The organism is Serratia sp. 1D1416 (assembly GCF_003641105.1).
GTDB lineage: Bacteria > Pseudomonadota > Gammaproteobacteria > Enterobacterales > Enterobacteriaceae > Serratia > Serratia ficaria.
The window spans coordinates 4,729,564-4,742,565 of sequence record NZ_CP032738.1; the positions used below are offsets into that span (position 1 = coordinate 4,729,564).

A 13,002-nucleotide genomic window follows, 5' to 3' on the forward strand; every position below is an offset into this window, starting at 1 on the left:
TTACGCCACCCGGCGAGATGCGTGCTGTTGAATCAGTTTTTTCAGCTCCGGCAAGCAGGAGCCGCAGTTGGTGCCGCACTGCAGACGTTCGCCCAGGGCCGCGGCGCTGTGGCAGCCTTCGGCGATCGCCGCGATGATGCGCTTTTCCCCCACGCCGAAGCAGCTGCAAATCGTCGCCCCGGCCGCCGGCCGATCCGCGGCTCCGCGCCCCGCCAGCAGCGCCAGCCGCTGCGCCCCGGGCGCGGGCGGTTGTTCAAACGCCTGCAAAATCGACGATCTTTCCAGCTCCGGCGCGCCTCGCCCGACATAAAATGCCAGCGCCACCCGCCCCTGCAGCCAGCCGATCGCGTGGAAGCCGTGCTGCGCCAGCTGCGCGGTCTGCAGCGTCAGTTCGTCCGCCGGGAAATGCCGCAGCAGCCAGCGGCGCCAGTCGTCGACCGGCGACGCGCCCGCCATGATGTAATGCGTTGCCCCCTCCTGCGTGACCCGGCTCCAGTAAATGCCCGCCGGCGCAGGGGCTTCGGCGCGCAGAAATATTTCCGCCTGCCAGGCCGTGCGCCAGCGGCTGACCCGAACCGGCGCGTGCTTGCTTTCCGGCTGCCCGGAATCGGGATCCACCACCGGCGGGATCAGACTGTCGACCCGCCCCTGGGCGGTGAACTGGCCATTCCAGTGCATCGGCGCGAACAGGCTGCCGCGCTGTTGCCCCGGATTGATCTGCGCGCACGCCAGCATCCAGCCATGGGGGGTGTCGAGCCGTACCAGGCACCGATGGTCGATGCCCAACGGTGCGGCATCCTGCGGATGTATTTCGCAGAAGGGCTCGCTCAGATGGCGCATCAGCCGCGCCGCCTTGCCGGTGCGGGTCATGGTATGCCATTGGTCGCGAATGCGCCCGGTGTTGAGCACCAGCGGATAGGCGGCCGACGGCGCATTTTTCGGCAGCTGCGGCGCGATCGGCAACAGCCGCGCCTTGCCGTCGGCATGAAAGAAACGGCCGTCGGCAAACAGGCGGCGACAGCCCGCCGGATGTTGCGCATTGACCGGCCACTGCACCGGCGCCATGCGGTACCACTGCGCCGGCGTCAGCGTCGCCAGCCCGCTGATGTCGAAGGCGCGCGTTCCCTGATTTTCAAACCCCGACAGCGCCGCATGCTCGGCGAAAATCTCCGCCGGATGGCGATAGGCGAAGGCGGCGCCGTGCCCCATGCGCTGCGCCACCTGGCTGAGGATCCACCAGTCGGCCCGCGCCTCGCCCGGCGCCGGCAAAAACGCCCTCTGGCGCGAAATGCAACGCTCGGAATTGGTCACGCTGCCCTCTTTCTCTCCCCAGGCCAGCGCCGGCAGGCGAATATGCGCCAGCTCCGCGGTGTCGGTAGCGGCCATCACCTCCGACACCACCACCAGCGGGCAGCGCTTCAGCGCCTGCCTTACCGCATCGGCGTCCGGCAGCGACACCGCCGGGTTGGTGCCCATGATCCACACCGCCTTGACCTGGCCGGAAGCTATCGCCTGAAACAGCTCGACCGCGTTCAGCCCCGGCTGACGGGCGATATGCGGCGCCTGCCAGAAGCGCCGCACCCGATCGGTATCCGATGCGCTGAATCCCATGTGCGCCGCCAGCTGGTTGGCCAGCCCGCCGACCTCGCGGCCGCCCATGGCGTTGGGTTGGCCGGTGATCGAAAACGGGCCGCAGCCGGCCTTGCCGATACGGCCGCCCGCCAGATGCAGATTGATGATCGCATTGCATTTATCCGCGCCGCTGGAAGACTGGTTGATGCCCATCGAGTACAGCGTCAGCCAGTTGTCCGCCTCGCTCAACAGGTCGAAAAAGGCCGTCACTGCCGCCATCGGCAGCCGACAAAACTCCGCCACCCGCTCCGGCGGCCATTGCGCCGCGCTCGCCAGCGTCGCCTCCACGCCCTCGGCGTGCCGGCGCAAAAACCGCCGATCCAGGCCGTCATGCCGCGCCAGCCAATGCAGCGCGCCATTGAACAGCGCCGCGTCGCTGCCGGGACGCAGCGCCAGATGCAGGTCGGCGATGTCGCAGGTCGCCGTTTCGCGCGGGTCGATCACTACCACCCGCATCTGCGGCCGCTGCTGGCGCGCTTTCACCAGCCGCTGATACACCACCGGATGCGCCCAGGCGGTGTTCGAACCGGTCAGGATCACCAGGTCCGCCAGTTCGATGTCCTGATAGCTGCACGGCACCGCATCGCCGCCGAACGCCCGCTTGTAGCCCACCACCGCCGACGCCATGCACAGCCGGGAGTTGGTGTCGATATTGGCCGCGCCGATGAAGCCCTTCATCAGCTTGTTGGCCACGTAGTAATCCTCGGTCAGCAGTTGGCCGGAGGCGTAAAACGCCACCGCCTGCGGCCCGTGTTGTTCGATAACCTGGCCAAAGCGCTGCGCCACCTGCTCCAGCGCCTCGTCCCAGCCGGCGCGTCGGCCGTCGATCTGCGGATGCAGCAAGCGCCCCGCCAGATCCAGCGTTTCCCCCAGCGCGCTGCCCTTGACGCACAGTCGCCCCTGATTGGCCGGATGCTGCGCGTCGCCGCTGACCGCCAGCGCGCCGTCGGCCCGCCGCTCGAGGGTCACCCCACAGCCGACGCCGCAGTAGGGACAGGTAGTGCAATGGCCGGCGCTCATGATGAGGCTCCGCTGGTTTGCCGCAGCCCGGGCTGAACCGCCAGCGGTTGGCTGCACACCCACACCCGGCCGGATTCCACCCGCACCGGCCAGGCGGTGACGCCCGGTTCGCCGCTGTCCACGCAGACGCCGTCGCGCAGGCGAAAACGCTGTTTGTACAGGGGGGATATCACCACGGGTTCGCCCGCCACGTCGCCCACCAGCCCGCGCGCCAGCACGTTGGCGTCGCTGTCTGGCTCGCGGTTGGCCAGCGCGTAAACCCCGTGCTCAGGCAGATGAAACAGCGCAATCTGCTGCTGCCCCAGGCGCGCGGCGACGCCGGCGTTGGCGGGAATATCGGCCAGTAAGCACACCTCTTGCCACTGCGCTTCCTGGCTGATAACCGGGATGGCCTCCGCCCGCAGGCCGGCGGGCCGATGCTGGCCGCGCTCCGGCAGCCAGGCGATCGCTTCATCCGGCTGCTCGCTGTTGACGAAGCCGCGGAACAGCTTCAGCCGATCCGGGCTGGCGAGCGTGGTTTGCCACTCGCACTGGTAGCTGGCGACCACCGACTGCATCTCCTTTTCCAGTTCGGCGGCGATGCCCAGGCTGTCTTCCAGCACCACCTGGCGCAGGTAGTCCAGCCCGCCTTCCAGATTATCCATCCAGCTGCTGGTGCGCTGCAGACGGTCGGCGGTGCGAATGTAGAACATCAGAAAGCGGTCGATGGTGCGGATCAGCGTGGCGGTATCGAGATCGCTGGCGAACAGGTCGGCATGGCGCGGCTTCATGCCGCCGTTGCCGCACAGATACAGGTTCCAGCCCTTGTCGGTGGCGATCACCCCGACGTCCTTGCTCTGCGCCTCGGCGCACTCGCGGGTGCAACCGGACACCGCCATTTTGAGCTTGTGCGGCGAGCGCAGCCCCTTGTAGCGGTTCTCCAGCGCGATCGCCAGCGCGGTCGAGTCCTGCACGCCGTAGCGGCACCAGCTGGAGCCGACGCAGGACTTCACCGTACGCAGCGACTTGCCGTAGGCGTGGCCGGTCTCGAACCCGGCCGCCACCAGCTGCCGCCAGATGTCCGGCAGCTGCTCCAGCCTGGCGCCGAACATGTCGACCCGCTGGCCGCCGGTGATTTTGGTGTACAGCCGATAACGCTGGGCGATTTGCCCGATGGCGATCAGGCCTTCCGGCGTGATCTCGCCGGCGGGCACCCGCGGCACCACCGAATAGGTGCCGTCCTTTTGAATATTGGCGAAGAAACGGTCGTTGGTGTCCTGCAGCGGCAAATGCTGCGGTTTCAGCAGATATTCGTTCCAGCAGGACGCCAGAATGGAACCGATCAGCGGTTTGCAAACCTCGCAGCCCCGCCCCTGACCGTGGCGCGCCAGCAGGTCGTCGAAGGTGCGAATATCGCCGACGCGCACCAGGTGATACAGCGCCTGGCGCGAGTAGGCAAAGTGTTCGCAAACGTCCTTTTTCACCGTCACGCCGCGCTGCTGCAGCGCGTGTTCCATGACCTGTTTTACCAACGCCGCGCAGCCGCCGCAGCCGGTGCCGGCTTTGGTGCAGCTTTTCACCGCCGCCAAATCGCCGCAGCCCTGTTCCACCGCGCAGCTGATGTCGCCCTTGCTGACGTTATGGCAAGAGCAGATCTGCGCGCTCGCCGGCAGCGCCGACACGCCCAGCGCTTTGGGCGCCGCGCCGGCCGAAGCCGGCAGGATCAGGCTTTCCGGGCTGGCGGGCAGCGGCAAATCGTTCAGCATCATCTGCAGCAGGTCGCCGTACTCGCCGCTGTCGCCCACCAGCACCGCGCCCAGCAACCGCTGGCCGGCGGCGTCGACCACCAGCTTCTTGTACACCTCCGCCGGGCCGTCGACCCAGCTGTAGCTCTGGCTGCCGGCGGTATGCCCGTGCGCGTCGCCGATCGACGCCACCTCAACGCCCAGCAACTTCAGCTTGGTGCTCATGTCCGCGCCGCAGAATACGCTTTCCCGCCCGGCCAACCGATCCGCCAGGGTGCGCGCCATCTGGTAGCCCGGCGCCACCAGCCCGAAAATCTGGCCGTTCCATAATGCGCACTCGCCGATGGCGTAGATGGCCTCGTCCTCGGTGCGGCACTGGCTGTCTATCACGATGCCGCCGCGCGGCCCGACCTCGAGGCCGGCCTCTCGCGCCAGCTGGTCACGCGGGCGAATGCCGGCGGAAAACAGGATAAGATCCGCCTCCAGGCTTTCTCCATCGGCGAAATTCATGCTGTGACGCCGTAACAAACCGTCGCCGATGGCCTGCGTCTGCTTGCCGGTATGCACGCTGACGCCCAGCGCCTCGATTTTTCTGCGCAGCATCGCCGCGCCACCGTCATCCAGCTGCACGCCCATCAGCCGTGGAGCGAACTCCACCACGTGGGTTTTCAACCCCAGCTGGCGCAACGCATTGGCGGCTTCCAGCCCCAGCAGGCCGCCGCCGACCACCACCCCGACGCCGGCGCTCTGCGCGCATTCGGCGATCGCCGCCAGATCGTCCAGCGTGCGGTAAACCAGGCAGCCGGGGCGATCGTTGCCCGGGATCGGCGGCACAAACGGATAGGAGCCGGTGGCCAGCACCAGGCGATCATAGGCCGTCTCGCGCCCTGCGGCGTCGATTACGCAGCGCCGCCGGCGATCGATGGCGCATACCGACTGCCCCAAACGCAGTTCTATGCCGTAACGTTCGAAGAAGCCCTCTTCCGCCATCGCCAGCGAATCCGCGCTTCGGCCGGAGAAAAACTCCGACAGATGCACGCGATCGTAGGCCGCTACCGATTCCTCGCAGAACACCAGGATGTGAAACTGCAGGTGCAGCTCGCGCGCCACCAGTTGCTCCAGGAAGTGCTGCCCTACCATGCCGTGACCGGCAACCACCAAAACGGGTTTGTTCATCTCAGTTATCCTCTCGCCGGACGCCTGCGGCGCCGCGGGTTCGCTGCTGCCAAACAGCAGCTCGGCGGGGTGATTCACCGGCTGACCGAGCTGCTGCAGATAAAGGGGGCCGTCCTGGGCGTCGCCGTAGAGCAACGCCCCGCACAGCACGCCGTCGCGCATCAATAACCGGCGATAGTGCTGCGCCAGCGGATCCTCCGCGCTGTGAATTTCACTGCGCGCATCCGCCATGACCTCGCCGGCGCTGAACATCTCAATGCCGCTGACCTTCAGCCGCAGCGGCTGCGGCGCCGGGGCGTAAGCCTCCGCCGGCTCGCCGGCCAGCTGCCGCGCCAGCAACGCCGCCTGCTGCCAGCAGGGCGCCACCAGCCCCGGGACGGCGTCGCCAAACTGCGCGCACTCCCCCAAGGCGAAGATGGCCGGATCGGCGGTGCGCATCCTGTCGTCGATGCGCACGCCGCGCGCGCATTCCAGGCCGGCGGCCTGCGCCAGGCCGATCTCCGGCCGCACCCCGATGGCAATCACCGCCAGATCGCACGGCAGTTCATCGCCGTCGCTCAGGCTGACGCCGCTCAGCGCCCCCTGCCCGAGAAACCGGCTGACTTCGCAGCCCAGCCGGCAAACAATGCCGCGCTGCTGCAGGTTGCGCTGCAGCATCCGGCCGGCGACGGCGTCCAGCTGGCGCTCCATCAGGTGCGCGCCGCGGTGAACCAGGCTGACGCGCATGCCGCGCCGCGCCAGCGCTGCCGCCGCCTCAATGCCCAGCACGCCGCCGCCCAGCACCAGCGCCGGTCGCCCCGCGGCGCAGCGGCTGAGCATCGCCTCGACGTCGTCGAGGGTGCGAAACCCGTGCACGCCCGCCAATTCGCAGCCCGGCAGCGGCGGCATCAGCGGCCGCGAGCCGGTCGCCAGCACCAGCAGGTCATAGCCCAGTCGCCGTCGGGCGGTAGTCACCCGCTTTTTGCGCCGGTCCAGCGCCAACGCCGGCTCCCCCGCCAGCAGCCGCACGCCATGCCGCAGATACCAGCCGGCATCGTGCAGCACCGTCTCGCTGAATGCCTTCTCCCCCGCCAGCACCGGCGACAGCAGAATGCGGTTGTAGTTGCCGCGCGGCTCTTCGCCGATCACCGTAATGGCGTAGCGCTGCGGCGCCAGCCGGCAGAGCGTCTCCACCAGCCGCATGCCGGCCATGCCGTTGCCGATCACCACCAGTCGCTGGCGCGTCATGCTCAGGCCGCCTTCGCATGTTTTTCGTACAGGAACTTCAGCACCTGCCGGCGGTAGTGGTGGTAGTCGGCGTCGTCCGCCAACGCCACTCTGGAACGCGGCCGCGGCAGCTCGACCCGCAGAATTTCCCCCACCGTGGCCGCCGGGCCGTTGGTCATCATCATCACCCGATCGGACAGCAGCACCGCTTCATCCACATCGTGGGTAATCAGCACGATGGTGGTGTGCAGCCGTTGCTGGATCGCCATCACCGCATCCTGCAGGTGGGCGCGGGTCAGCGCGTCCAGCGCGCCGAACGGTTCATCCATCAGCAGCACCTTGGGTTTCATCGCCAGCGCCCGGGCGATGCCGACGCGCTGCTTCATGCCGCCGGAGATCTCGTGCGGCCGTTTGTGCAGCGCGTGGCTCATGTGCACCAGCGCCAGGTTGTGCTCAATCCAGTCGCGCATTTCCGCGCGGTTCATCTGCCGGCGGAACACCTGATGCACCGCCAGCGCCACGTTCTCGTAGGTGGTCAGCCACGGCAGCAGCGAATGGTTCTGGAACACCACGCCGCGCTCCGGCCCCGGCCCGGCGATCTGCTGGTTATCGCACAGCAGCACGCCGTCGCTCGGCGGGGTCAGGCCGGCGATCAGATTCAACAGCGTGGATTTACCGCAGCCGGAGTGGCCGATCAGGCTGACGGTTTCTCCGGCCTGAATATCGAAGCTCACGCGGTCCAGCGCGACGAACTCGCCCTGCGGGGTGGCGAAGCGCTGGCTGACGTTTTGGACCTGAATGATCGGTTTCATGGCGACTCCTTAATGACTCTGATAGCTAAAGCGTTTTGCCAACAGCATCAGCCCCTGTTCGAGCAGCAGCCCGACCACGCCGATCACCAGGATGGCGATGATGATGTTTTCCACGTTGAGGTTGTTCCACTCATTCCAGATCCAGAAGCCGATGCCGACGCCGCCGGTGAGCATTTCCGCCGCCACGATCACCAGCCAGGCGATGCCGATCGACAGCCGCACGCCGGTCAGCACGTAAGGCAGCACCGCCGGGAACAGGATTTTGCGCATCACCGTCCACTCGGACAGCTTCAGCACCCGCGCCACGTTGAGGTAATCCTGCGGGATGCGCGCGACGCCTTCCGCGGTGTTGAGGATCATCGGCCAGATAGAGCAGATGAAAATGGTCCAGGTGGAGGCCGGCTCGGCACGCTGGAACAGCAGCAGGCCAATCGGCAGCCAGGCCAGCGGGCTGACCGGCCGCAGCAGCGAGATGATCGGGTTCAGCATCTGCGCCAGAAAGGCGAAACGCCCCAGCAGAAAGCCGGCCGGGATGCCGACCAGCGCGGCCAGGCCGAAGCCGGTGGCGACGCGCTGCAGCGAGGCCAGCACGTTCCAGCCGATGCCCTGGTCGTTCGGCCCGGCGGAATAGAACGGGTCGGCGAACAGCGTCAGCGCCGCCCGCCAGGTCGCCAGCGGCGTCGGAACCCCCTGGCTGTTGAGCGCGGCGATTTGCCAGACGGCCAGAACCAGCACCAGGCCGAGAACGGCGGGCACCGTGCGGCGAAAGCCGCGCTGCAACAGCGGGCGCCAGCGCGGCTTGCGCCCCGGCTTGGGCGGCGCCTTCAGCGGCACCACTTCGGCGGTGGCCGGCGCAGACAGGTCGAGACGTTCAGCGAGATTTTTCATGATTTGGCTCCGCGCATTAGAGTGAAACTCCTGGCGTACTCCGCCGGGTTGCTGCCGTCCCAGCGCTTGCCGTCCAGCAGGGTGCTGGCGCGCATATCGCCGCCGGGCAGGTTTACCCCGCCCACCGCGCTGGCCGCCTGCTGGTAGATATCGGTGCGGTTGATGCTGCGCGCCACCGCCAGATAGTCCGGCTCGGCCTCCAGCAGGCCCCAGCGGCGATGCTGGGTCAGGAACCACATGCCGTCGGACAGGTAGGGGTAGCTCACTTCGCCGTCGTGGAAGAAACGCATCGCGTGCGCGTCCTGCCAGGATTTGCCCAGGCCGTTCTGGTACTGGCCGAGCATGCGGCCGGTAATGGTCTCCGGTTTGGTGTTGATATAGGCGCGCCCCGCCACCACCTGCGCGGTCTCCCGCCGGTTGGCGTCCGACGCGTCGATCCAGCGCGCCGCCTCCAGCACCGCGGCGGTCAACGCGCGCGCGCCGTTGGGGTTGGCTTTCACCCAATCGCCGGTGGTGCCCAACACCTTCTCCGGATGATCGGGCCAAATATCCTGCGTGGTGGCGGCGGTAAAGCCGATATTTTCGGCAATGGCGCGCTGGTTCCACGGTTCGCCGACGCAGAAACCGCTCATGTTGCCGATCTTCATGTTCATCACCATCTGCGGCGGCGGCACCACGACGTTGCGCACGTCGTCGAACGGATGGATGCCGGCGTTGGCCAGCCAGTAATACAGCCACATGGCGTGGGTGCCGGTCGGAAAGGTCTGGGCGAAGGTGTAGGTGCCCTTGGCGCTGGCGTCGATGTGCTTTTTCAGGCTGGCGCCGTCGGTGACGCCGGCCTGTTTGAACTGGTTGGAAAGCGTGATCGCCTGGCCGTTGTTGTTGAGCGTCATCAACACCGCCATGTCGTGCCGCGGCCCGGCGACGCCCAGTTGCAGACCGTAGACCATGCCGTACAGCACGTGCGCCGCGTCCAATTCGCCGGACAGCAGCTTGTCGCGCACCGCGGCCCAGCTGGCCTCCTTGCTGGGAATGATTTTGATGCCGTATTTCTCATCAAACTTTTTCACCGCCGCCATCACCACCGACGCGCAGTCGGTCAGGGGGATAAACCCCACGCGGATCTCTTTCTTCTCCGGCGCATCGGAACCCGCGGCCCAGGCGGCATTCATCAGGCCCGGCAACAGCAGGCTGCCGCCCAACGCCGCGCCGCCGGCTAAAAAACGGCGGCGCGACAGCCTCAGCTCAGGGTGTTTGGTGTGCGTCATCAGCAAGTCCTTCAGTCAGGCGTAAAAATAAAAAAAGGCGTCCCATCAGCACATTCCACCGTTGGGGTGAACATGCTGAAAGGACGCCTTTATCCGAATCATGCTAGCGACCGACCGCCATTGGCCGGGTCACGCCTGTATTAATGCAGCTTGCATGCCAACTCTGTCGGCGGCGTATTTTCCCGCGGTTGCGCGCGGCGGCCCGCCATCTGCCGGCCCCGCTTGCACAACCGCAAGGCAGAAACTGCACTGGGTGTGTGCATATACTCCTTAGGGAGTATCTTCCGCCTGCGGCAAAATATCGGCCACCGCCAGCATCGCCTCGGCGATGTCGATCAAGCGCCGGTTCTGGTTCATCGCCATCTTGCGCAGCAGGCCATGCGCCTGTTGTTCCGTCAGGCCGCGGTGCTGCATCAGCAGCCCTTTGGCCCGTTCAACCTGTTTACGCTCGTGCAGGGTGGCGTGCGCGCTGGCCAGCTCCGCCGACAGCGCTTGCAGCCGCTGCGACTGCTGGCGGATCATCTCCATCATCGAACGCCCGAGGTACGGATTGATGCCTTCCCCCAGCAGCGGGGCGGCATCGCCCGCAGGGGCGGCGACGAATACCGCGTAGCTGTCCTGCGCCGGCGGCGGCGCCCAGGCGGCGTGATCCTGCGCCAGCGCGCGCTGCGCTTCATCCAGGCTGCGGCGACAGCCGGCCATCAGCGCCTCCTCCAGCCGATCTTCAATCTGTTTCATCAGGTCAATGCGCGCGCTGGTGATGTCGAACCAACGCAGGCTGGTGTCGAGCGGATCGCTCAGCTGCCGCTGGGTGCAGGCGATACGCCGCAGCCGTTCGAACTCGCGCGGGTCCTGCCGCTGCATCCGCGCCCACTGCGCCAGCGTCGCGGCGTCGGCAAAGTCGCGAAAGGTGTCGAAACAACGCTCTTGCCCCTCGATCAACGCCAGCAGCCGCTGCTGGTCCTGTTCGCTGAAGCGCATCGACGCAAACCCCGCCGCGCCGATCGCCCGCTCTTGCCCGGCCAGCTCCTTGCCTTGCATAAAGCTGAACATGGCGATCAGCGCCCGCGCCATCGCCGGCTCAACGCAGGCATCCGCCGCCTCGAACACCAGCGCCAGCAGGCTGTGAATGATGTTGTTGAAGGTGCTCATCGCCGCCGGCTGTGAAACCTGCCGCTGCCGCACCTGCGGGCGCAGCGCCGGCAGCGCGGTGAGATGGTGCAGCGCGCAGGCGATGCGATTGAACAACCGACTGGCGCCGGCCAGCGGCGTACTGGCGGCGTCGAGCTGCGCCAACAGACGCTGCACCGCCAGCTCCGCCTGTTCCACCTCCTGCGCCCGGCCGGCCAGCCGCTCGCCGAACATCGCGCCCTGCGAACACAGGTAGATATTGACGCTGCCGCGTTCGCGCTGCAGCACATGGATCAGTTGGCTCACCCGGCCGACCAGTTGCCCCATCTGCAGCAGCTGTTGCAGTACGGTAATTTCACAGCGTTTGGACGCCAGCAAAAAATCGCCGGCGCTCGGCGGAAAGGCGCTAGTGCGGCTCATGAGGATCCCCGTTGCGGTAAATGAACGGATCCTGCAAAAGCCGTGCCGTGCCTTATTTACTCACCTTGTCCAGATACAGCATGCTGTTGGCGATATCCACCCTGGCGTCCCTGACGTTGTCGCGCAGCGCCACCAGCGTTTGCCCCTGCAGCGCCACCACATAAGGCGAGCTGGCCTGCAGTTCACGCTGCAGCACGCCATAGCGCGCGCTGCGTTTGGCGGCGTCGCCCTCCGCCGCCGCCGCGCGGGTTTCGGCGCTGATCGCCGGTATCGTCCATTGGGTGCGCCAGGCCAGGGTTTTCGGCCCGTTCGGCACGTTGTAGGCGAAGGCGCTGGCGTTGGTGTTGGGGTCCAGGTAGTCGGCGCCCCAGTAGGTGAAGATCGCCTGGAAATCCCGGCTGCGCATCCTGCCCCACAGGTCGCTTTCCACCACCGGATGAATATCCAGCTGCAGCCCGGCTTTGGCGAAGCTGGCCTGCAGCGCCTGCGCGATATCGGTGTACGGCGGCTGGTTGATGACGATCAGATCGAGGCGGGTGCCTTCGGCAATGCCGGCGTCATGCAGGATCCGTTTGGCCTTTGCCACATCAAGCTTAAAGGGTTGATCGGCGATGGCGCCGTCCAGCCCCTGCGGCAAGAAGGCCTGATGCACCCGGTATTGCCCCTTCAGCAGCCGATCGGCGATCGCCTGATAGTCCACCAGCCAACGCGCCGCCTGCCATAGCGCCGGCTTGCCCAGCGCCGGGTTCTGCTTGCTGCCGGTATTGAAGCCGAGATAATACACCTTGGGCGAGTCCTGTTGCTCGATGCGCACGCCCCGCGCCTTGCGCAGCGATTCGAACTGATCGGCGCCCAGATCGTAGGCCACGTCGGCATCGCCTTTCAGCAGCAGCAACCTGCGGGTGCCGGCGTCGCTGACGTTCTTCAGCAGCACCGTCTTCAGCTTCGCCCGCGGCTGTGCGCGATCGTTGCGGCTGAGCAACAGCGCCTCGTGCGGCACATAGTTGCTGACGCGGTAGGGGCCGCTGCCGGCGGAATGGTTGCGCAGCCAGCCGTTGCCGTAGTCGCCTTGCTGCGCATGCTCGCTCAGCAACTTTTCATCGACGATCGAGGCCACCGGCGCGGTCAGCAGCCGCAGCGCCAGTTCGCTGCCGATATTCGCCGGCCAGCTTAGCTGCAGCTGGTTGTCCCCCAGTTTTTTCAGCTGGCTTTCCACGTTGGCCGGCGTCCAGCCAAACTCGCCGAGGATGAACGACGGCGCCTTGTTCAGCTTCACCGCGCGCGCCAGCGAGAAAATGACGTCTTCGGGGCGCAGCGGATTGCCGGAGGCAAAGCGCTGGTCAGCTTTCAGGGTGAAAATCAGGCTGTGGCCGTCCGCCCCCGCCTGCCAGCTGCCGGCCGCATCCGGCGCCAGCGTTTGCGGCGCAGCGCGATCCGGCGCCAACAGGCGCTGATACAGGTTGACCAGGTTGGCCGAGCTGACGGTTTCGAAGCTTTCGGCCGGATCGAGGCTGATAATGCCTTCCAGCGAGCCGGCCACCACCAGCGTATCCTTTGGCGTAGCGGCCTGCGCGCCGAGGCTGGCCGCCAGCAGGCTGCACAGCAGGGTTGGGATTAGCCTTTTCATCGATGCACTCTCCAGAATCACGCGGTTGCGCTATTTTTCGAGTGTATGAGGCGAGCGTTAGCAGAAGAACCACTATAAATTGCTTTATTTATTACGCA

7 protein-coding genes are annotated in these 13,002 nt (G+C 66.5%); all 7 read right to left on the reverse strand.

From position 1 onward, the window contains the following. Positions 1–2,652: a nitrate reductase gene (locus tag D7I37_RS22975; protein ID WP_129544435.1), complete on the reverse strand. Its 2,652-nt coding sequence runs from the start codon at positions 2,650–2,652 to the stop codon at positions 1–3. Then, entirely contained in the window at positions 2,649–6,779 is a 4,131-nt protein-coding gene (gene nirB / locus D7I37_RS22980) for a nitrite reductase large subunit NirB (protein WP_095097957.1), read from the reverse strand. The genes D7I37_RS22975 and nirB overlap by 4 nt, the downstream gene beginning before the upstream one ends. Before the next feature lie 2 nt (positions 6,780–6,781). Then, positions 6,782–7,570: an ABC transporter ATP-binding protein gene (locus D7I37_RS22985; protein ID WP_061794645.1), complete on the reverse strand. Its 789-nt coding sequence runs from the start codon at positions 7,568–7,570 to the stop codon at positions 6,782–6,784. A gap of 9 nt (positions 7,571–7,579) precedes the next feature. After that, positions 7,580–8,458, reverse strand: a complete 879-nt coding sequence (gene ntrB, locus D7I37_RS22990) for a nitrate ABC transporter permease (RefSeq protein ID WP_129544436.1) — start codon at positions 8,456–8,458, stop codon at positions 7,580–7,582. Further along, positions 8,455–9,726: a CmpA/NrtA family ABC transporter substrate-binding protein gene (locus D7I37_RS22995; protein WP_061794769.1), complete on the reverse strand. Its 1,272-nt coding sequence runs from the start codon at positions 9,724–9,726 to the stop codon at positions 8,455–8,457. Before D7I37_RS22995 ends, ntrB begins: the two co-directional genes overlap by 4 nt. Before the next feature lie 270 nt (positions 9,727–9,996). After that, positions 9,997–11,277 carry a nitrate regulatory protein gene (locus D7I37_RS23000; RefSeq protein WP_061794647.1) on the reverse strand — a complete coding sequence of 427 codons (1,281 nt, stop codon included), beginning with the start codon at positions 11,275–11,277 and terminating at the stop codon, positions 9,997–9,999. 52 nt (positions 11,278–11,329) lie between these two features. After that, positions 11,330–12,904 carry an ABC transporter substrate-binding protein gene (locus D7I37_RS23005; protein ID WP_129544437.1) on the reverse strand — a complete coding sequence of 525 codons (1,575 nt, stop codon included), beginning with the start codon at positions 12,902–12,904 and terminating at the stop codon, positions 11,330–11,332. Positions 12,905–13,002: the final 98 nt, after the last annotated feature.